Origin of the sequence: Saccharothrix texasensis (genome assembly GCF_003752005.1) — a bacterium.
Taxonomy (GTDB): domain Bacteria; phylum Actinomycetota; class Actinomycetes; order Mycobacteriales; family Pseudonocardiaceae; genus Actinosynnema; species Actinosynnema texasense.
In genome coordinates, this window is the sequence record NZ_RJKM01000001.1 from 1,563,261 (window position 1) to 1,584,077 (window position 20,817).

Annotated in this window: 19 protein-coding genes; 9 read left to right on the forward strand and 10 right to left on the reverse strand. The window is 72.5% G+C overall.

Annotated elements, in window-relative coordinates:
• Positions 1-56: 56 nt before the first annotated feature.
• Positions 57-863, reverse strand: a complete 807-nt coding sequence (gene map / locus EDD40_RS05710) for a type I methionyl aminopeptidase (protein WP_123741945.1) — start codon at positions 861-863, stop codon at positions 57-59.
• A gap of 87 nt (positions 864-950) precedes the next feature.
• Between map and EDD40_RS05715 the strand changes: the two genes are divergently transcribed.
• Positions 951-1,223, forward strand: coding sequence for a helix-turn-helix transcriptional regulator (locus EDD40_RS05715; RefSeq protein ID WP_123741946.1), 273 nt, complete (start codon positions 951-953; stop codon positions 1,221-1,223).
• Between the two features lie 432 nt (positions 1,224-1,655).
• Here the strand turns inward: EDD40_RS05715 and EDD40_RS05725 are convergent, their stop codons facing one another.
• Complete coding sequence (locus EDD40_RS05725; protein WP_170184963.1) at positions 1,656-2,369, reverse strand: class I SAM-dependent methyltransferase; 714 nt, start codon at positions 2,367-2,369, stop codon at positions 1,656-1,658.
• Positions 2,370-2,490: 121 nt separating this feature from the next.
• Between EDD40_RS05725 and EDD40_RS05730 the strand changes: the two genes are divergently transcribed.
• Positions 2,491-3,162: an AIM24 family protein gene (locus EDD40_RS05730; protein WP_123741948.1), complete on the forward strand. Its 672-nt coding sequence runs from the start codon at positions 2,491-2,493 to the stop codon at positions 3,160-3,162.
• Between the two features lie 130 nt (positions 3,163-3,292).
• Here the strand turns inward: EDD40_RS05730 and EDD40_RS05735 are convergent, their stop codons facing one another.
• The 3 genes from EDD40_RS05735 to EDD40_RS05745 form a co-directional block, all read right to left on the reverse strand.
• On the reverse strand, positions 3,293-4,051 hold the full coding sequence (locus tag EDD40_RS05735; protein ID WP_123741949.1) for a maleylpyruvate isomerase family mycothiol-dependent enzyme: 759 nt from the start codon (positions 4,049-4,051) through the stop codon (positions 3,293-3,295).
• Positions 4,052-4,462: 411 nt separating this feature from the next.
• Positions 4,463-7,645, reverse strand: coding sequence for a LamG-like jellyroll fold domain-containing protein (locus EDD40_RS05740; RefSeq protein WP_123741950.1), 3,183 nt, complete (start codon positions 7,643-7,645; stop codon positions 4,463-4,465).
• Positions 7,646-7,858: 213 nt separating this feature from the next.
• Positions 7,859-9,553, reverse strand: a complete 1,695-nt coding sequence (locus tag EDD40_RS05745; RefSeq protein WP_123741951.1) for an HAL/PAL/TAL family ammonia-lyase — start codon at positions 9,551-9,553, stop codon at positions 7,859-7,861.
• A 326-nt stretch (positions 9,554-9,879) separates the two neighbouring features.
• Between EDD40_RS05745 and EDD40_RS05750 the strand changes: the two genes are divergently transcribed.
• Entirely contained in the window at positions 9,880-11,361 is a 1,482-nt protein-coding gene (locus EDD40_RS05750) for a cellulose binding domain-containing protein (protein WP_246037439.1), read from the forward strand.
• Between the two features lie 9 nt (positions 11,362-11,370).
• On the opposite strand, the gene EDD40_RS05755 is transcribed toward EDD40_RS05750, so the two are convergent.
• Together EDD40_RS05755 and EDD40_RS40930 are read right to left on the reverse strand one after the other, a co-directional pair.
• Complete coding sequence (locus EDD40_RS05755; protein ID WP_123741953.1) at positions 11,371-11,895, reverse strand: hypothetical protein; 525 nt, start codon at positions 11,893-11,895, stop codon at positions 11,371-11,373.
• A 163-nt stretch (positions 11,896-12,058) separates the two neighbouring features.
• Positions 12,059-12,982: a hypothetical protein gene (locus EDD40_RS40930; RefSeq protein WP_148088694.1), complete on the reverse strand. Its 924-nt coding sequence runs from the start codon at positions 12,980-12,982 to the stop codon at positions 12,059-12,061.
• Positions 12,983-13,348: 366 nt separating this feature from the next.
• Between EDD40_RS40930 and EDD40_RS05770 the strand changes: the two genes are divergently transcribed.
• From EDD40_RS05770 to EDD40_RS05795, 6 genes are all read left to right on the forward strand, one after another.
• A complete protein-coding gene (locus tag EDD40_RS05770; RefSeq protein ID WP_170184964.1) occupies positions 13,349-13,924 on the forward strand; it encodes a cupredoxin domain-containing protein in 576 nt (191 codons plus the stop codon).
• A 66-nt stretch (positions 13,925-13,990) separates the two neighbouring features.
• Complete coding sequence (locus tag EDD40_RS05775) at positions 13,991-14,350, forward strand: multicopper oxidase domain-containing protein (RefSeq protein ID WP_123741957.1); 360 nt, start codon at positions 13,991-13,993, stop codon at positions 14,348-14,350.
• The gene (locus EDD40_RS44280) at positions 14,335-15,324 is read left to right on the forward strand and encodes a multicopper oxidase family protein (protein WP_123741958.1); all 990 of its coding nucleotides are present in this window, start codon (positions 14,335-14,337) and stop codon (positions 15,322-15,324) included. Before EDD40_RS05775 ends, EDD40_RS44280 begins: the two co-directional genes overlap by 16 nt.
• 191 nt (positions 15,325-15,515) lie before the next feature.
• Positions 15,516-16,181 (forward strand): vWA domain-containing protein, encoded by a 666-nt coding sequence (locus EDD40_RS05785; protein WP_123741959.1) that lies wholly within the window; start codon positions 15,516-15,518, stop codon positions 16,179-16,181.
• A gap of 149 nt (positions 16,182-16,330) precedes the next feature.
• Positions 16,331-17,107, forward strand: coding sequence for a DeoR/GlpR family DNA-binding transcription regulator (locus tag EDD40_RS05790; protein WP_246037441.1), 777 nt, complete (start codon positions 16,331-16,333; stop codon positions 17,105-17,107).
• Complete coding sequence (locus tag EDD40_RS05795) at positions 17,104-18,279, forward strand: MFS transporter (RefSeq protein WP_123741960.1); 1,176 nt, start codon at positions 17,104-17,106, stop codon at positions 18,277-18,279. The genes EDD40_RS05790 and EDD40_RS05795 overlap by 4 nt, the downstream gene beginning before the upstream one ends.
• A gap of 30 nt (positions 18,280-18,309) precedes the next feature.
• Here the strand turns inward: EDD40_RS05795 and EDD40_RS05800 are convergent, their stop codons facing one another.
• The 3 genes from EDD40_RS05800 to EDD40_RS05805 all read right to left on the reverse strand — a co-directional run bounded on the left by EDD40_RS05800 (position 18,310) and on the right by EDD40_RS05805 (position 20,751).
• Positions 18,310-19,071, reverse strand: a complete 762-nt coding sequence (locus EDD40_RS05800) for a class I SAM-dependent methyltransferase (protein ID WP_246037443.1) — start codon at positions 19,069-19,071, stop codon at positions 18,310-18,312.
• A gap of 177 nt (positions 19,072-19,248) precedes the next feature.
• On the reverse strand, positions 19,249-19,614 hold the full coding sequence (locus EDD40_RS40935; RefSeq protein WP_148088695.1) for a hypothetical protein: 366 nt from the start codon (positions 19,612-19,614) through the stop codon (positions 19,249-19,251).
• A 45-nt stretch (positions 19,615-19,659) separates the two neighbouring features.
• Complete coding sequence (locus tag EDD40_RS05805) at positions 19,660-20,751, reverse strand: chymotrypsin family serine protease (protein ID WP_123741962.1); 1,092 nt, start codon at positions 20,749-20,751, stop codon at positions 19,660-19,662.
• Positions 20,752-20,817 lie beyond the last annotated feature (66 nt).

Here is a 20,817-nt window from a genome sequence, read left to right on the forward strand (position 1 = left end):
AGCCGCCCGCCGCGGGATGTTCCCCGGGTGGCGGGCGGCTTTCCCGACCCCGCCGGTCACCCGCCGGCGGGGTCGGCCTTCGTCGCGGGGTCTTCCGAGTCGCGCCGGGTGAGCACCAGGGGTTCGTCCTCGGTGATGGCGATCGTGTGCTCCGAGTGGGCCGTGCGCGAACCGTCGGCCGAGCGGATGGTCCAGCCGTCGTCGTCGTAGACGATCCGATCGGTCGTGCGCGTGAACCAGGGTTCGAGCGCGAGCGTCAACCCCGGCCGGAGCGTCAGGCCGCGGCCCGGTCGGCCCTTGTTGGACACGTGCAGGTCCTCGTGCATGGTCCGGCCGATGCCGTGGCCGCCGAACTCGGTGTTGACCGGGTAGCCGTGGTCGCGGGCCACCGCCCAGATGGCCGCGGAGATGTCACCCAGGCGGTTGCCGGGCCGCGCCACCTCGATCGCCGCCTCCAACGCATCCTCGGTGGCGCGGATGATCCGCAGGTCCTCCTCGGCGGGCGTGCCGACGATCACCGTGCGCGCCGAGTCGGCCACCCAGCCGTCGATGCCGACCGCGAGGTCCGCGCTGAGCACGTCGCCGTCGCGCAACGCGTAGTCGTGCGGCAGGCCGTGCAGCACGGCGTCGTTGACGGACAGGCAGATGACGTTGCGGAAGGGCCCGCTGCCGAAGGACGGCGCGTAGTCCCAGTAGCACGACTCCGCACCGCGCCGTTCGATCATGCCGCGCACGTGGTGCTCCAGGTCCAGCAGGTTGACGCCCACGTCGGCGAGCCGGCCGACCTCGTCGAGCACCTCGGCGACGAAGCGCCCGGCCACGTGCATGCGGCGGATCTCCGCAGGCGTCTTCAACTCGATCACGGAAACCTCGCGCCCCGGGGTGTTGGTATTGTTATACCGACACCGTAGCACTTGCCGGTATTACAATACCAACCCTATCCTGGGGGCATGGTCCGCCAACCGCTCACCCCCGAGCAGATCGAAGCAGGCAGGCGTCTCGGCGCCCTGCTGCGCCGCGCGCGAGCGGAACGCGACCCGGCGGAGGTCGCGCAGGCGGCCGGCATCTCGCCGGAAACCCTGCGCAAGATCGAGACCGGCCGCCTGCCGTCACCGGGGTTCGGCACGATCGTCAGCCTCAGCGAGGCCCTCGACCTGCCGCTGCACGAGTTGGCGGCCACGTGGCGCGGCGGCGGCGACCAGCCGCTGAAGGCCGTCTCCTAGCCGACGCGGACCGCGTCCCGGGCCACCTGCCGCCGCCCGTCGCGCAAGCCGGCCACGACCGTCCCCCACAGGACGGTTCGAGCCGAAGAGCTTCGTGAACGGCGCGAAGTGCGCGCCGACGACGAACAGCACCCACGCGGGCGTCGCCCGGCCGAGGTCGAGCGACGCCGGCAGCCGTGCGCCGCCGAAGATCGCCACCAGCATGAGCAGCACCGCGATCCCGCACCCCTTGCCGAACGGGCTGTCGGACCGACCACCGCCCGGGGGCGACCCACGACCGGCACGACCGAAGCGGAACACCCACTACCCGGCACCGAAGCCGACACCGATCAACGAGGTGATCGTCGCCAGGGGCCACCGATACGTTGCTTTTACGCAACACTGAAGCTATAGAGAGTGCGAAGGCGAGACACGTGGTCCCCACCCCACCGGTCAGGTCCGGGTGACCTCGGGCAGTCGCGGGCGGACCGCCCTGATCCACAGGTGCCACGGGAACGCGTCGTCGGCGACCCGAGGCTCCCGAAGGGCCTCGATGAGCAGGCCGGACTCCTCCAACGCCGTGGTGTAGGCGCTCAACGGGTGGTTCCACCCCTGGAACTTCATCCGCAGCCCTTTCCGCTCGACCTCCTCCTCGAAGCGGTGACGTCCGAAGTAGGGGCGGTCGAGGACGAACACTCCGTCGCGGCGGCTGCCGGTGTTGGTGATCGGGTGGGTGATCGACAGGCAGAGCCTGCCGCCGGGTTCGAGCACCCGGCCGATCTCGCCGATGGTGCCCGCCGGGTCGTCGACGTCCATCAGCACGCAGTAGGCGACGACGAGGTCGAAGCTGTGGTCGGGGAAGGGGAGGTCCGCCGAGTCGGCCCGCAGGTACCGGCTCCCGGGGTCGGCCAGCCGCGCTGCTTCCACCAGGGTCGGCGAGGCGTCGATGCCGGTGACCCGGTGCCCGCGCTCGACGAGGTCGCGGGCCACCCGGCCCTCGCCGCAGCCGACGTCGAGGGTGGCCCGGCCGGCGGTCGGCACGAGCGCGAAGAACTCGTCGCGATAACGCCAGTACGAGTCGAGGCCGGGTTCGCGGACCCACGCGATCCAGTTCCGCGCCTGCTCTTCCCAGTCCTGCCCGGCTGCCGTCAGCGCCTTCTCCGTCACCGGCGGCAGCCTAGTGCGGTGGGCGGACGAAGCCGACCGGGTTTCCACCGCCGGGCTCGATCCGCGCGTCGGCCGTGCCCCCGGTGGTGCGGCCGACGATGATCACCTGCACTATCGGGGGATGCGCAGCTCACTGTTCAACCACGCCGAGCGGTCCGTCGAGCCCGGCAGCTTCCAACTGCAGAACGACCGCATGCTCAAGGTCGACCTCACCGGCAGCGGCGGGTTCTTCTTCGCCAAGCAGGGGTCGATGGTCGCCTACCAGGGCGACGTCGACTTCGCCTACGAGGGCAGCGGCGGCCTCGGCAAGCTGTTCAAGAAGGCCTTCACCGGCGAGGGGATGTCGTTGATGAAGGTCTCCGGCAGCGGCGACGTGTTCCTCGCGCAGGACGCCGACGAGGTGTTCGTGCTCTACCTCGAGAACGAGGGCGTGACGGTCAACGGCAAGAACGTGCTCGCGTTCGAGAGCACGCTCAAGTGGGACATCAACCGCGTCGAGGGCGCGTCGATGCTCAGCGGCGGCCTGTTCAACACGACGTTCACCGGCACCGGCGCGCTCGCCGTCACCGCCTTCGGCACGCCGGTCGTGCTGAACGTGGACGTGCCGACGTACGTCGACATGCAGTCCTCCGTCCTGTGGTCCACCTCGTTGCAGTCCTCGATCCGCAAGACCGCCAAGCTCGGCGCCGCCATCGGCCGCGGTTCGGGCGAGGCCTACCAGCTCGCGCTGTCGGGCCAGGGCATCGTGGTCGTGCAGGCGTCCGAAGGCCACCCGGCGCCGCCCAACCAGTGACGTGTCGCCGTGACGGGCCCCGGTCCTCACCGGGGTCGGGGCCCGTCACGGCGCTCCCTGGGGACGCCGTCCCTCATGTCTTCGCGCGCCTCGGCCCCGGAAACCTTCACCGAGGTGTGAGGGGTGCGGGTCAGGCGGGTTCCCAGGCGGCCAGCCAGTCGAACAGGCGTCGGTCGCCGTCGAGCTCCAAGGAGTCGGCGGGGATGCGGCCGTAGAGGAACAGGACCACGTCGGAGGCCGGGCCCCGGGCCGAGGCGTCGGCGGCGTCCGTGCCGACGTCGGTCACCAGCGCGCCGTCGGCGGAGAGCAGCAGTCGCCAGGAACGGCCCTCGGTGGCGTGGTAGTCGACGACGGCGGGCTCGTGCGGCCAGGGGGACGTCGTCGCGCAGCACGTGACCAGGAACTCGTCCACGCCGTCGCACGCCACGACCTCCGGCAGCGGTTCCGGGGCGCCCGCGGTGAGCTGGGCGTCGTAGGTGTGCACCGCGATCTCCTGGAGCTGGTGCCGTGCGACGGCGCCGGTGGTCATCGGCGACTGCGAGTCACCCCACCACGTCCAGCAACCGCGATCGGGGCCGGCTTCCCGCAGCGCGTCGAGCAGCTGCCGCGTCCCCGCGGCCAGCCACTCCAGCAGCGCCTCTCGCTCCCGAGGCGGGTCCTGCTGCCACGTCGACCTGGCCGCGGGCGCGGCGGCGGGCCCGGCGGCGACGGTGGCCGCCCAGCGACGGCGTCCCTCCCCGATGTGCCGCACCAGGTCCAGCAACGTCCACTCCGGGCAGGTCGGCACCGTCACGTCGAGGCTGGGCGCGGAGGCGACCGCGGCCCGAAACGCCGCCGACCGCTCGTCGATCAGCTCCGACAACCGCGCGAACCCCGAACTCTCATCCACCGGCGCTGTCTACCACCCCGCCAGTCGACCGCACAGCGGATTACGCGGCCGGACCGCACCGTTTCCGCGTTTGTGGTGTACCCGACCAAGGGGTGGAGCGGACGGGACCGACCCGACCGCGCTGCCGGTCCTGTCAATGTCTACTTTGATCGGTCCGAACGAGCGGATCGCGCGGCGGGACGCCCATCCGGTGCCGGTGGACCGGCCGTCCGCTGCGCGGTCACCCTGGTCGACTACCGCCGCGAGACCGACGGCGTCAGCTTCGGTCTCAAAGCGTCCGTGATCCCGCCCTGCGACATCGGCCCGGATGGTGCTCCGCGCGGGCCGCTGGGGAGCACGGCGGCCCGCGAGTCGTCACCGGGCGGGGATCACGGCGGTGACGACTCGCGGGCTCGGCCTCGGACCGGGCGGTCAGCGGGCGGCGTGCTGCTCCGCCACCTCCGCGTCGGTCAGGGCGCGGTCCACGGCGCGGACCTCGTCGACCGAACCGTGCCAGAAGTCGCCGCGCACACCGGCGTACTTGGCGCGACCGATGGCCAACGGCCCGGTGCTCACCTCGTCCGGCCCGATCGGGATCGCGGCGGCACGCACGCCGTCGACGTACAGGCGGTTCTCGCCCGCCGCCTCGTCACGCACGCCGACCAGGTGGTACCAGCGGCCGGGCTCCGGTGTGGCGGCGAGCGTGGCCCGCCGGCCGCCGGGCACGCTGAACGCCCACCTGCCCTGCCCGTACTGGAGGTAGAACGGGTTCTCCACGCGGCGGCCGTCCTGGCTGACCGCGGTGGCGTAGTTGCCGGGCAGCGAGTCCATCCGCACCCACGCCGACACCGAGTACGAACCGGTGGTGTCCAGCACCGGCCCGGCGGTCTGGGCGTAGTCGCCGTTCCCGTCGAACGTCAGCGCCTGCCCGCGCACGCCGGTCGTCCACGCCGCGTCCCCCGTGAGGGACACCGGGTTCGGCGCGCCACCGGTGTCGTCGCCGTTGCCGTCCAACGACCACGAGCCCTGCCCGTCGTACGTGCGCTCGGCCGCCGCGGCGCCGGCCGCGATGACCCGCTCGTTGATCTCGCGCACGGGACCGGGGTCGACCTTGATCTCCCGCCGGTCGTAGGTCCACAGGCCGTTCAGCTCGGTCTCCACGTCGGTGATCTGCGTGTAGACCGACCCGGACAGCTCCGCGCTGGCCGCGTCGAGGTAGTGCGTCTCGGTGTTCGACACGTACTTGGCGGTGAGCGCCGCCTTGTCGGCCACACCGCTGTAGATCACGGCCGGCGCGCCCGGCCACTGGTGGCCGGGGGTGCGCAGGGTGAACCCGCCGTGCTCGCCGTCCATCGCCACGCGGGTGGCGTCCGGCCAGGCCGGGTCGGTGTTGTTGTAGTCGTGGTGGTCGATCACGTCGCCCTTGCCGGAGTCGCCCTTCGACGCGCAGCAGTTGACGCCGCTGTGGGCGTTGACGACCCGGGACGGGTCCGCGGCCTTCACCGACTCGGTGATGCGGCCGGTCTCCTCCCGGTTCCACTCGCCCCAGCCCTCGTTGAACACGACCCAGCCGATGACGGCGGGCGAGTCGTGCAGCTGCGCCATCGCACGCCTGCCCTCGGTGAGGAACGCCTCCTGCCCGGTCCGGTCGGTGACGTTGACGTTCACGAAGTCCTGCCACACCAGCATGCCCAGCCGGTCGGCGTGGTAGTACCAGCGGGCGGGCTCGACCTTGATGTGCTTGCGCAGCGCGTTGAACCCGAGGTCCTTCTGGGCCTTGACGTCCCACGCCAGCGCTTCGTCGCTGGGCGCGGTGTTCAGGCCGTCGGGCCAGAAGCCCTGGTCGAGCATGGCCAGCGAGAACACCGGCTCGCCGTTGAGGACGAGCTTCGGGAAGCCGGCGACGTCACGCACACCGATGGAACGCATGCCGAAGTAGCTCTCGACCTCGTCCTTGGCGCGGCCGTCCTCCAGGGACACGTCCAGGTCGTACAGGTACGGGTCGGCGGGGCTCCACAGGCGCGGGTCGGGCACCGGCAGGGTCAGGTCGGTGTTCGGCGCGCCGGTGACCGTGCCGACCTTCTTGCCCCGCTGGTCGCGGGCGGTGGCGGTGACCTTGGCGGTCGGCGAGGCCGTCGAGGACGACACGTGCACGGCGAGCGTGCCGCCGGTGATGTCCGGGGTGGTCTTCACGTCGTCGATCGCCTTGTCCGGCACGGGTTCCAGCCACACGGTCTGCCAGATGCCCGAGGACGGCGTGTAGACGATGCCGCCCGGGTTGCGGGACTGCTTGCCGATCGGCTGGTTGTCGCCGGTGGTGTCGGTGACCGCGACGATCAGCTCGTGCCGGCCGCCGCCGCGCAGGGCGTCGGTGACGTCGGCGGTGAACGCGGTGTAGCCGCCGGTGTGCTCGGCGACGAGCGTGCCGTCCACCCACACCCGGGCGTGGTGGTCGACCGCGCCGAAGTTGAGCTTGAGCCGCTGGCCGCGGCCGACCCGCCAGTCGCGCGGCACGTCGAACTGGCGGCGGTAGAACATGTGGTCCTCGTGGCGTTCCAGACCGGACAGCTGGGACTCCACCGGGAACGGCACGGTGATCCGCTCGGGGAGCCGGCGGCCGAACTCGGGCTGCTGCCCCGCGGTGGCGGCGGAGAACTCCCACTGGCCGTTCAGGTTCAGCCACTCGTCGCGCTTCTGCTGGGGGCGCGGGTACTCGGGCAGCGGGCGGTTCTCGTCGACGCGTTCGCCCCACTCGGTGAGCAGGCGCTGGGTGGAGGTGTTGGTCGCGCTGCGGATGATCCGCGGCACGGTCTCCGCGCCGACGACCAGGCCGCCCTCGCCGTCGTAGGTGACGCGGACCCGTTGCGGCTTCTGGATGGTCGCGCCGAGCCGCACGACGACCTTGGTGCGGTCGCGTCGGTCGAGGGCGACGGACTCGACCGGGAACGGCACGGTGTCGACCTCGACCTTGAGGTGCGCCTTGAGGTCGCCGAGGTGGTGCACCTGCCGGTCGAAGGCCGCCTCCAGCCGCCTGCCGTCGGGCGCCACGGTGAGGCCGACCGGGTAGACCGGGAAGTCCGCGGGCGGGAGGAACGCCGTCTCCGGCACGGGCTGCTTGGCCAGCGTCGGCGTGGACCAGCGCAGGCGCAGGTTCGCGCCGCCGACGTCCTGGAACAGCTCCATCCGGAAGTCGTGCGCTTCGCCCGCGACGAGGTGGACCGGCGCGCTGTGCTGCTCGACGTCCCAGTCCCCGACCCAGTGGTCGATGACCGGCGCGCCGTCGAGGAACAGCCGGAAGCCGTTGTCGCCCACGGCGTGGAAGGTGTAGTCGCCGGTGGCGGGCGCGGTGAGGCGGCCGGTCCAGCGGGCGGTGGTGTGCTCGGTGCGGCCGGTGAGCTGCTGGAAGACGCCGGTCAGGTCGGCGAAGTCGACGTTCGGGTCGAGGGTGGCGCCGCCGGACTCGGCGAAGTCGCGGGCGCCGGGCGCGGACATCCGGAAGTACTCGCCCTTGAGGCCGTGCGCGGGCGGCGCGGCGGCGGTCGCGGGACCGGCGAGGACGGGGGTGAGCAGGAGTGCCAAGAGCAGGGCGGACAGCCGTCTGGCGGCACGGGGCATGGAACTCTCCTCGGGGCTCGACTATGAGGCCCATCGCAAACGCCGTTCATCTATCCACACACCCGAGCAGAAGACAACAAGAAGCCTCACATTTGGGAGCGCTCCCACAACTGGACCGCTCAACCTTCCACAAAGGTCCGAACCAGGTCCGCCCACGTCGCCGGTCGCGTTCGACCGACTACACCCGCCGCCGGCGGCTTCCCCACCGGATCGTCAGGCCGCGCACTCGTGCCCGCCCGGGGAGAGGGCGGCGCGCACCTCGCGGCTCAGCTCGCCGCTGCGCACGAGGTCGGTCGCCTTCTCCAGGTCCGGGGTCAGGTAGCGGTCGTCGCCCAGCGGCGCGATGTGCCGGCGGACGGCCCGGTGCAACCTGACCGTGCCCTGGCCCAGCGGGAACGCGGCCATCCTGTCCTTGATCAGGTCGATGCCCTGGGCCGCCATCAGGACGTGCACGGCCAGCACCGTCTCCAGGCGGTCGAGGTTGGCGTGCAGGGCGCGGACCGAGGCCATCGCCATCGTGTTGTGGTCCTCCTGCCCGAACTTCGCCGGCCGGGACAGCGTGCCGGCCGGCGTGGCCAGTTGCTGCATCTCGGGCACCAGCGCCACGGCGACGGTCTGCACCTGCACCATGCCCGAGTTCAGGCCGACCTCTCCCCCGGCGAGGTTGGCCGGCAGGTGGTAGCTCCACTTGTCGGCCAGCAGCCGCGCGGACAGCTCCTGCGACAGCACGCCGAGGTCGGCGACCTGGGCGTTGAGCGCGTCGATCTCGTGGCCGAGCAGCGCGGCGTCCCAGTTGCCGCCCATGACGAACTCGTGGCCGCCGCCCGGCTTGGGGAACACCAGCGGGTTGGACGTGGACGCGTTGGCCTCGCGCTCGACGTGACCGCGGGCGTCGGCCAGTCGCTGCCGCAGCGCGCCGACGATGTGCGGGGTGGCGCGGATCGACACGGCGTCCTGGATGCGGGGGCTGTCGTCGCCCATCGCCTTGCGCCCCTCGTCGGTCATCCAGCCCGTGCCGCAGATCAGCGCCCGGGTGACGCGGGCGGCCTCGACCTCGGCGGGGATGCGCCGTTCCTCGTGGGTGCGGGCGTCGAACGCGCCCTGTTCGGCCCTGGTCGCCTCCAGGAACAGCGCGAACGCGCCGTCGTAGGTGTCGAGCAGCCGTTCGGCGCGCACGACGGCGTCGACGTAGCGGGCGGTGACCACGCTGCTCCCGCTGATCAGCGGCAACGCCTCGCCCTGGGCCAGCGTGAACCCGGGCGCCACGCCGGCCGCGGCGAGGATCTCCGGCGCGGGCCCTTCCCTGCCCTGGAAGCGGGCGGGCGCGGGTTCGCCGGTGAGCACCAGGCCCGCCGCCGCCATCGGCTGGAGGTCGCCGGTGCCCAACGACCCGATCTCCGGCATCCGGGGCGTCACGCCCGCGTTGACCAGCTCCAGGATCCGGTCGACGAACTCCGGCCGCACGCCCATCGCGCCGCGGGCCATCGTGTTGGCCCGCAGGACCAGCGCCAGCCGCGCCACCCGGTCGTCCAGCGCGGGACCGACGCCGGCGGCGTGCGAGCGCAGCACCCGCCGCTGGAACTCCACCCGTTCGGCTTCGGGCAGCGGCTCGTCCTTCAAGGGGCCCAACGCCTGGTTCCACCCGTACACGCGCTGCCCGGCCGCGAGCGCCGCCTCGGCGCCCCGCCGGGTCCCGGCCATCTCCTGGCGGGACTTCAGGCCGAGGTGGACGGTGACGCGGTCGGCTTCGAGCACGGTCACCAACTGCGACCAGGTCAACGAGTCGCCGTCCAGCTCCAATGAGGGAACGTGCTGCCGGGCCACGCGCTCGACCGGCGCGGCGGCGGTGCCCGACACCGTGACGGCGCCGACGGCGAGGACGACCAGCAACCGCCACGGGACCCGCATTCGTGCTCCTGCCTCGTTCACCGACCGGGCTTTCGCCCGGGAGCCTGGCACCGCGCGCGCGTCGAGGCCGGCCGTGAGCGGGTGAACCGAGCCATCGGGTGACGGACAGCGAGGCTCTCCCCTGCCCGGTCAGGGCGCACCGGGCTGCTCGGGGGTGGTCGGCGATTTCGGCAAGCCGCACCACCCGGCCAACATCCCGATCCGGGCGCCAATCAATACGCTGCGGCCCTGATCCGCGCCAAACCTTCTGGTTGCGAAATATGTTCGCTACCGTCTCCGGGAGCGCTCCCAGGCGCATTTGTCGGACCGGCCCGTGGAGGAACCAGGTGCGCACCACCCGCTATCGGTCGGTGATCGCCGGCGCGGTCGTCGTCGGCGTGACCGCCGCCCTGACCGCCGCCGCCGTCACCGCGCCCGCCCAGGCGGCCACCGGCTGCCGGGCCGCCTACCAGGTGGGCAACCAGTGGACGGGCGGCTTCGGCGCGAACGTGAGCGTGACCAACCTCGGCGACCCGGTCGCGAGCTGGCGGTTGACGTGGTCGTTCGCCGCGGGCCAGAAGGTCACCCAGCTGTGGAACGGCACGGCGAGCCAGTCCGGCGCGCGGGTCCAGGTCGACAGCCTGAGCTGGAACGGCCGCCTCGGCACCGGCGCGAGCGCCGGGTTCGGCTTCAACGGCTCGTGGACCGGCTCGAACCCGACGCCGGTGGACTTCGCGCTCAACGGCACCCCGTGCACCGGGACCACCGTCACGTCGACGACCACGACCACCACGACGACCACGACCACGTCCACGCCGCCGGTGACCGACGTCCTCGGCCAGTCGCACACCGTCGGCCGGGTCCGGGCCACCGAGGCCGCCGCGCGGTACACGTGGCCCGGCATCTACTTCGAGAGCCGCTTCCGCGGCACCGGCGTGGGCATCGTGCTCGACGACAGCGTCAACGACTACGACGTCCAGGTCGACGGGACGACCGTCGCCACGCTGGTCACGCCCGGCCGGATCACCCGGTGGATCAACGGCCTGAGCAACGCCGAGCACACCGTGCGGCTGGTCAAGCGCACCGAGAGCGCCTGGGCCACCGGCCAGTTCGGCGGGTTCCTGCCCGCGGCCGGCGGCGAGATCCTCGCCAAGCCGACCGCGCGCACCCGCCAGATCGAGTTCATCGGCGACTCGCTGACCGCCGGCTACGGCAACACCTCCACCACCCGCGACTGCTCGGCCAACGGCGGCGTCGACCGCAACACCAACACCGACCTCGCGTTCGGCCCGCTCACCGCCCGCGCGCTCGGCGCCGACTACCAGGTCAACGCCCACTCCGGCCGCGGCATGGTCCGCAACTACAACGGCGGCGAACCGGACACCACGTTCCGCACCTCCTACGAGCGCGGCCTGCAGAACGTGCCCGGCGACGTGTGGCGCAACCCCGCCACGTGGCACCCCCAGCTGGTCGTGGTCGGCCTGGGCACCAACGACTTCTCCACCGCGATCAACCCCGGCGAGCAGTGGACCCCGGACAGCCTGACCGCCGCCTACAAGTCCGCGTACCAGGGTTTCCTCGACAAGCTCCGCACCCAGTACGGTCCCGGCACGGTCATCGTGGTCGGCGCCACGAACCTGTTCGCCCAGGCCGCCGAGCAGGTCGTCACCGACCGCAACGCCCGCGGCGACCGCCTGGTCCGCTTCTGGAACTACGAGGACCCCAGGCTCGACCGGCTCGGCTGCGACTGGCACTTCTCCCTCAACGACCACCGGCTCATCAACGGCCTGCTCACCGACTACATCGCCACCCTCCCCATCGCCTGGTGACGGTCGCGGCTACGGGCGGAACACGGTCAGCGTGGTCGGGCCGGTGAGGCTGGAGATCCCGGCGCCGGCGCACCCCAGGACGTTCGGTGTCACCAGCACGGCCACCTGTTCCGCGCTCGCACCCGCGAACGTGCCGCCGGTGATCAGGCCCGTGTTGGTGATCACCGCCTGGCCGGCGACGTCGCTGACGGTCCAGTTGTAGGCGAAGGTCGTGGGCGCGGCCAGCGGGTTGCTCCACGTGTACGTGCGCGCCGCCGCGCCCGCGCTGAGCAGCGTCGCGCACGACACGGTGTCGGTGAACACCTGGCCGTAGGACCCGCTGGGCGCGGCGAGGTTGGTGCAGGTCGGGAAGTATCCGGTGAGGTGACCTTCCACGACCTGCGGCGTGCTGGTGATGGGCGGGTCGTAGGTCACCGCCCACGTGCCGACGCAGACCTGCTCCACGGTCACCGCGCCGGCCGCGCCGGTGGTGGCGACCATGCCGGCCGCCGCGAGCAACACCGACGCCAAGAACGACCCGAACCTCCGTGACATGACTCCCTGCCCTTCATCGACGACGCCCCGACTCCCTTGTGGGGGTAGCCCTCCCAAGGCTCGGCGGACACCGCTGTTCAGGGCGACATTGCGCATCTGTGCGCCGAACTCCGGCATCCACACCGACAAGCACTGCGGCTGACGCGGGCCGGCAGGCGCCCGCCTACTCGCAGCCGACGCCGTCGTGGTCCGAGTCCAAGCCGTACTCGTCCGGCCCGATCACCGTGATCGGGCCGGTCACGTACGCGGGACCGTTGCCCTTGCCGGGTCGGCAGTCGACGTCGCTCGCGAACGGCACGCACGGCAGGTAGCTGGGGTGGCAGCCCTGGTTCGGCGCGGGCGGCGGCGGGGCCTGGGTCGCCGTGTCGGGCTGCGGGGTGGGTTGCGGGTTGGGTTGCGGCTTCGGTTCGGGGTTGGGCTGCGGCTTCGGCGCAGGCGCGGCGGTGGTCGTGGTGGCCGTAGTCGTGGTGGTGGTGGTAGTAGTAGTCGTGGTGGTGGTGGTGGTGGTGGTCGTAGCCGGCACGGTGGTCGTGGTCGTCGTGCTGGTCGCGGTCGTGGTGAGCGCGGCGGCGGTGTCCTTCGTGGACGGTGTTTCGTCCGCGAACGCCCCGATCACAGCGAACAAGAGCACCACGGCCCCGGCGGCGATCCACACCGGACGGTGGGACTTCCGCGGCGCCGGTGGGGTGAGGACGGCCGTCTGCGGCGGCACGACGACACCCGAGGCGTCACGCGGCAGGTAGAGCACGACCTCCAGGCCGCGGTCGCCGACCCGGATCACCGCCTCGCACCCCGGCACGCCACCGGCGTCGAGCACCTGGCCCATGATGTCGGCGTAGCGCCGGGACATCAGGTACGTCAGCTCACCGACCCGCCGACCGTCCAGCCTGACCTCGACGGCGTACTGGCCGCGGTACTTGCCCGCACCGATCACGCACCACGTCAACCCGACCGCGACGCGACGCTGCCCACCCGGCGCGACGGGGTACCTCGCCAACCACGCCTGGTGGTCCTCCTCGCCCGTCACGACGACCGGCACCCCGGCCTCCAGCATGACCAGACCCGACGGCGAGTTCTCCACCATCACGACCACTTCCCTGCGCCGAACGGATGTACGCAGGTCATCGGCCCGGTTCCCACAGCCGTTACCGCACCAGGAAGAGTGACTGAACGCTCACCAGCGAGAAGCGGTCGGTTTCTCAGTTCCGCTTGACAGTTTCCAGGCGCACGATGAGCTGTGCGAGTAGTGAGTGACTAATCAATCACAGACCTGGAGCCGTCATGAGCACCCCTGCACTCCAACGCCGGACCTCCTCGGCGAACACCGCCCTGGCCGCGGCCGCGGTCCTGGCGGCGGCGAACGGGTTCGCCTTCCTGGTCCTGGCCGGGCGACCCGACCCGACCCGGGCATGGCCGCCGTCTCGGTCCTGCCCCTGGCCGCGGCCGTGCTGCTGTGGCGACGCGCCCGGGTGGCGCCGTCGCGACGATCGCGGTGGCGGCGCTGGTGGTGTTCATCCGGCCGGTCGACCTGGCGTTCGACCTGGTCCGACCCGGTGCCGTGCTGCCGTTCGCGACCGCGGCGGCGCTCGTGGCCGCCGCCGGGGTGGCGATCGTGTCGTCGCTGGCCCTGGTGCTGCGCCCGAGCGCCGGGCGCGGCGACCGGCTCGTCGGCCTCGGCGGTGGCGCGGCCGTCGGGGTGGCGTTGGCGGCGACCCTGCTGGTGGTGTGGCCCCAGGCCGACGACACCGGGTCGCTGACCGACGAGCAGCTCGCCGCGCTGCCGGCCGTGGACCTGACGAACTTCAAGTTCTCCCCCGCACAGCTGCGCGTCGGCCGGGGACAGCCGGTGGCGTTCAAGTTCACCAACGACACCGACGACAACCACACGTTCACGATCACCGAGCTGGGCGTGGACCTCGAGGTGCCCAGCGGCCGGACCCGATCGCCGTGGTGGACGCCCGGCCGGGTCGGTACGCGGTGCACTGCGCGGCCGGCGACCACCGGGAGAAGGGCATGGTCGGCCGGTTGACCGTCACCGACGACGCGCTGACGTCCCCCACCGCCGCGCCCGCGACGTCCACCGGAGCGCACCACCATGGCTGAGCGGAAGGTGTCCCGTCGCACCGCGCTGATCGCGGGCGGGCTGACGGCCGGGGCGCTCGTCGCCGGCGGGGTGCCGCTCCTGCGCGCCTCGCTGGCCGGGCCCGTCGACGGCCCGGCGCTCCCCCAGCCCGCCACGCTCCCGCTGCGCGCGGGCGCGGACGGCGTGCTGCACGGCGAGCTGGTCGCCACCGGGACCGGGAACTCGTTGCGGTACAACGGTTCCGCGCCCGGTCCGCTGGTCAAGCTCCGCGAAGGCGACCGGGTCCGGCTGGAGTTCCGCAACGACCTCGACGCCGACAGCAGCCTCCACCTGCACGGCTGCCGCTCGCACCGGCGGTGGACGCCCCGCTGACCCACCTGTCGCCCGGCTCGACGAGCACGCAGGAGTTCACCGTGCCCGAGGGTGTCGCCGGCACCTACTGGTACCACCCGCACGCCCACGGCGACGTCGAACGGCAGCTGCTCGCGGGCCTCGCCGGGCCGATCGTCGTCACCGGCGCGACCGACGAGCTGCTGGAGTCGTGCGACGACCGGCTGCTGGTGCTCACCCGCACCGGCCCGGACGTCAGCGTCAACGGCGCGGTCCGCCCCGTGCTGACGCCCACCAGCGGCCGGACCCGCCTGCGCCTGCTCAACGCCACGGCGGGCGACCACCTGCTGCTCGGCGTGCGGCGATCGGGCGAGCCCACCGCCCTGCACCTGGTCGCGACCGACGGCGGTTTCGTGGCCGAGCCGCTCGCCGAAGTCCCGCCGGCCCCCGGTGAACGCGCCGAGGTGCTGGTGGACACCGGCGTCGCCGGCCGGCTGGAGCTCACCGCGCTGCCGTACTCGGTATACGGCGAGGGCGGGGCGGCCGGCGCCGCGTTCCGGGTGGCCGCGGTGGACGTGCCGGCGGGCCTGGCCCCGGTGGCGCTGCCCGCCCGGTTGCGCGACGTGGAGGCGCTGGACGAGGCGAACGCCGCGCGCCGGCGGCGGATCGCGTTCGGCGGCGCGGCGACGGACCACTTCACCCTGGACGGCAGGACCTTCGACCACCACCGGGTGGACCTGCAGGCCCGCCTCGGCACCCTGGAGGTCTGGGAGGTCGTCAACGACCACACCACCGACCACCCGTTCCACCTGCACAGCTACTCGTTCCAGGTCCTGTCCCGCGACGGCGTCCCGGAGCCGCTGCGGGCCTGGCGCGACACCGTGAACGTCCCGCCGGGCGGCACGGTCGAGATCGCCGTCCCGTTCCGCGGCGAACCGGGCCGCGCGGTCTACCACTGCCACATCGCCTCCCACGAGGACCTGGGCATGATGGGGGTGCTGGACGTCACCGGCTGACGCGCGGAACATCCCGCTTCTGAGTCATGTGACGCACAAGGCGCTCCCGCCGCGCGGTACAACCGAACCGGCGCAGCACATCCGCGACATGAGCGGAGCCCTGTCACCGAGGTCGGTCGTGCCGTCCGCCGGACGATCGTCGCGGTGGGCTCGGAGGACCGCGCTGCGCGCCAGGGGACAGGAGGTGCGAGGTGAAGCGCTGGTTGACGCTGATCGGAGTCGTCGTCCTGCTGATCTTGGTCACGGTGGGGCTCGTCGCGTACCTGCCGCCGGACCACCGCGTGACGTTCCTGGTCGACGCCTCCGCGTCGGGCTCGGACTTCCGCGAGGTGGCGGACGCGGTCGGCTCGGCCGCCCGGAACGCGGGCGACGGCGACGCGCTGGCCCTGCGCCGGTTCGGCGGCGAGTGCGACCGGCCGGACAACACGGCCGAGGTCGTCCCGGTCGGTGAAGGGCAGGGCGGGCGGATCGACGAGGCGGTCCGCTCGATCGAGCCGGGCGGCCGGTCGACGCTGCTCAGCGGCATCCTCGCCGCCATCGACGACTTCGACCGCTACTACCCGTTCCGGGGCGACAAGAGCAACCGCGTCGTCGTGGTGGCCCGCAACGGCGTCGAGGCGTGCGGGAAGGACGCCGCCGCGGTCCGCGCGCTGGTCGAGGAGCACTCGAAGCGGGTCGAGGTGCGGCTCGACTTCCGCTTCGTGGCCCACCGGTTGACCGAGCAGCAGGTCGGCGACCTGTCCGCGCTCGCGGCGGCGGTCGACGCGCCGCCGCCGCGGCGGACCGGGACGGCCGACGAACTCGCCCGCGCGGTGACGGAGCCGGCGATGCCCGGCGACCTCGGGCGGCGGAGGTGAAGGTGCCCTCGGCCAAGCGCCGCGCACGGGCCCGCCCACCAGCCCGGTCACGTGCTGATCGACCGGCCGGAGGCCCGCTCGACCGACCGGATGCGATCGTAAGCACAAACCACTTGTTCGAACGCACATAATTTGCGACCGTTGCTCACGTGAAGAGCGCCGACCGCCACCGGGTGATCATCGAACGGCTCCGCTCCGGCGCGCAGGTCGCCGTGGCGGACCTGGCGGCGGCCACCGGCGCGTCGGAGATGACCATCCGCCGTGACCTGGACCTGCTCGCGGCGGGCGGTGTGCTGCGCCGCGTGCACGGCGGGGCGGTGCCGCTGAACCCGGCGGGCGTCGAACCGCCGTTCACCGCGCGCACGGCGACCGCGAACGGCGCGAAGCGCGCCATCGCCGCCGCGGCCGTCGGGCTGATCCGGGACGGCGAGACGATCGTGCTCGACAGCGGCACGACGGCGGTCGAGGTGGCCAAGCTGCTGCGCGGTCGCCCGGTCACCGTGATGCCCCTGTCCCTGCACGCGGTGCGCGAGCTGCTCGACGCGCCCGAGGTGCGGCTGCTGCTGCCCGGCGGCGAGCCGAGGCCCGGCGAGCTGGCGATGGTCGGCCCGCTGGCGTTGGCGTCGCTGCGCGCCCTGCGGTTCGACGTGGCCGTGCTCAGCCCGTGCGCGATCGACCTGGACGCCGGGCTCACCGCGCACAACCTGGCCGACGCCGAGGTCAAGCAGCAGGCGATGGCCGTGTCCGGTCGCACGGTCGTGCTCGCCGACGCCACGAAGTTCGAGCGCACCGCGCTGGCCCACGTCTGCCCCGCCGACCGGCCGGACGTGCTGGTCACCGATCCCGACTCCCCCGCCGAGGTGCGCCGCGAGCTGGCCGCGCGCGGGGTGCTCGTGCACGTAGCCGAACGACTGGAGAACCTGTGACGACCGCCCTGCCGCGCGCCGCACGCGTCGCGACGTGGACCTACTTCACCATCAACGGGTTCGCCGTCGGGCTGTGGGTGGTGCACATCCCGAACGTCGAACGCGCGACCGGCATCTCGCACAGCGCCCTCGGCGGGCTGCTGCTCGTGCTCGGCGCGGCGGCGTTCCTCGGCATGCAGGTGGCCGGTCCGCTCGCCGACCGGTTCGGCCAGCGCAAGCTCCTGCCCGCGGCCGGGGTGCTGCTCGGCATCGCCCTGTTCTTCCCCGGCCTGGCCACGTCGTGGTGGACGTTGGGGCTGGCCCTGCTGTGCTTCGGCTTCGGCAACGGCACGATCGACGTGGCGATGAACTCGCACGCCGTGGTCGTGGAACGCGCATACCCGAGGCCGATCATGGCGTCGTTCCACGCGATGTGGTCGATCGGCGGCGCGATCGCGGCCCTGGTGGGCGCGGTCACGTTGGGCGCCGACGTGCCCACGGCGGTGACGTTGAGCGCGTGCGGCGTGTTCACCATCGTGGTGTCGCTGGTGGCGAGCCGGTTCCTGATGGACGGCCGGCCCGAGCCGGAGGAGGCCGCGTCGGACGCGCCGGCCGCCAAGCCGTCGACCAAGCTGGTGTGGCTGCTGGGCGCCATCGCGTTCGCCATGATGCTCGCCGAGGGTGTCGCCAACGACTGGGCCGCGCTGCACGCCGAGGACGTCCTGGGCACGTCCACCAGCACGGCGGCGTTCGCCTACGGGTCGTTCGCGGTGGCGATGACCGTGGGCCGGTTCGCGACCGACCGGGTCGCCGCGCTCGTCGGGCCCGTCGCGATCGTGCGGTACGGGTCGGCGCTGGCCGCGTTCGGGCTCTTGCTCGTGGTGTTCTCGCCGTGGGTGGGGTTGGCGTTCGCGGGTTGGGCGTTGTTCGGCCTGGGGCTGTCGGGCAGCGTGCCGCAGCTCTTCTCGGCCGCGGGCAACCTGGACAAGCGGTCGTCCGGCGCGTTGATGGCGCGGGTCGTCGGCCTCGGCTACGTGGGTCTGCTCGCGGGCCCGGCGCTGATCGGCGGTCTGGCCCACTGGATCCCGCTGAACGTGGCGTTCCTCGTGCCGGTGGCGTTGTGCCTGCTGGCCGTCGGCTTCGCCAACGTCCTCGCGCCGCGCCCGGCGGAGGAGCGCATCGAGTCGCGCTGACCCCCGAGCCGTTCGGGCGGCGGCACCTGACTAGCCGGGTTTGCGGGCCTCGATCAGGAAGCGGCGGGAGTGGGCGACGAACGGACCGTCGGCCTGGATCCGCTCGTGCAGCGCTTCGAGGCGGTCGCGGTACTTCTCGACGGTGAAGTCGGGGACGAACCAGATGACCTTGCGCAGGAAGTAGACCATCGCGCCGACGTCGAAGAACTCCATCCTCAGCTCGGCGCTCCGCAGGTCGACCACTTCCAGGCCGGCCGCTTCGGCTCCGGCCCTGGCCAGTGCCGGCTCGCGGTCGCTGTGCCCCACCGGTTGCGGGCCGAGGAAGAAGTCGTAGACCTCGTGGCCGCTGTCCGGACCGACCTGCTGCGAGAAGTAGGTGCCGCCGGCCGCCAGGACGCGGGCGATCTCGGCCCAGTGGACCGTCACCGGGTGGCGGCTGGTGACCAGGTCGAAGGTCCCGTCCGCGAACGGCAGCGGCGGCCGGTCCTCGTCGGCGACCACGACGACGCCCTTGTCCCGCAAGTTCTCCTGCGCCCGCGCGAGGTTCGGCGGCCAGGACTCCGTCGCGACCATCGCCTTGGCCGCCCGCTGCGGCACCCCGGCCACCACCTCGCCGCCGCCGGTCTGGATGTCCAGGCTCATCGACGCGCGCCCGACCCGCTCGCCCATCGACCTCTGGTACTCCCAGGGCGGACGCTCCTCGGTCGCCCGACCGTCCAGCCAGGAGAAGTCCCACCCGACGACCTCGACCCCCGCCGCCTCCGCGACCAACGCGTCAAAACCCTCGTCCACCACAACCTCCCGCACACGAGAGTAGTGGAAGGCCTCGAGGTCACCTTGCCGAAGCAAGCCGATCGGCGACCCGCAGGCAGTGCGACCGGACCCGATCGCAACCTGTCTTCTGGACACCATCCAGCAGTGCCCGGACGACAGGTGTCTCAGGACCAGCCCTCGGTCAACAGCGTTGGATCAGTCTTCAACCGACAGCGGCAGGGGGTTGACGTGCTCCGGCTTCCGGATGCCCAGGACCTCCATCACCTTCGCCGCCGCGATCCGTCCCGGAGAGCGGGTCGTGGTGATCTTGTCGCCGTTGATGATGTCGTTGCGCCAGATTTCGGAGTTGCGGTTCCAGTCGACCTGCGTCCGGCCAGACAGTCCATCGCCGCCACGGCGGGCAGACCCGCCACTCGACAGGCAGTCGTCCGGGGAGCGGGACCGCCGGCGCGGTGGCCCAGGGCCGAGGGCCTTCGAAGGCGGCAGGAGCGGGATACCAGTCCCCTCACGGGCCCGGGTCAGGCGAGGCCGACGGTTGCACGCCCCGGTCACGGCGTCCACCGGCGACCCCGGCGGCGGTCGGGGTCGACAGTGGACGGTCGACGGTCAGAGCGGGATGTAGACGCCGAAGTCGCGGTTCGCGGTGCGGAAGTCCTGGAAGCCGATCCGCGCGCCCGCCGCCCTCGTCACGGTGCCCTTGGCGATCACGCCGCCCGCCGACGAGGGGCCGTACACGGGGCCGCCGCTGTCACCGGCGCGCGCGGCGGGCTGGCCGTTCATCTGCTCGCCCTCCACCAGGTCCTCGCGGTCGGCGTAGAAGAACAGGACCTTGATGTTGCACACGGGCGCGCCGGTCACCCGGGCGCTGGTGACACCGGACTGGCACAGGTACTCGCCGGTGTAGACGTCGCCCCAACCCCGGACCACCTCGGTGGAGTTGCTGTCACCGCCGCCGACGTACTGCTGGTTCACCACGTTGCCGGTGGGGATGAGCATGATGTCGTGGTCGCCGTGCTTGGCGCCGGCCGTGCCGATGTACTCGCCGGTGGGGTCGGTGACGCGCGCACCGGGGTTGCCGCAGTGGCCCGCCGTGAGCAGGAACCGGGCGTTGTCGCCGTTGCGGACGGAGAACCCGGACGTGCACGCGGCGTTGCCCAGCACGATCGTCGCGCCGCCCTTCCACGGCGGCGCGTCGTTCTGGCGGGACACCGGCGACAGCGGCTCCTCCACCACGGTCCGCACCGGCACGTCGACCCGCACGGAGCGGGTCGCGAACTCGGACGTGACCCCCAGCACCAGGCCGCTGCCGTCGGCGGGGAGCTTGATCGCGTGCACGCCGGGTCCGCGCTGCGCCTGCACGACCTTCGCGGCCTCGCGCAGTTCGGCGTCGGAGTGGCGGGCGGCCTCGAAGGTCACCGGCGCCTCGCCCCGGGCCGCGGCGGCGCGCACGCCGGCCGGCACGTCGCCCTTCCACCACAGGGCCACGTGGTCGTCTTCCAGGACCAGTCCGGCGAAACCGGTGTGCCCGCCTCGCCGCACCTCGGCCTGGATCGTGTCGGCGGTGCGCACGAGCGGCTGCTGGGCGAGCATCCGGTCCCAGTCGGTGACCGGACCGGCGACGGCGGCGGGGGCGGTGATCAGGGCGGCCGACGCGACGGCCGCGGCGGCTATGGCGGTGATCGTGCGTGCTGTCCTCACGAGCGGAACTCCTCTGCGTGACAGGGACGGACAGCGGCGGCACCTCCCAGGCTATGGTCTGGACCA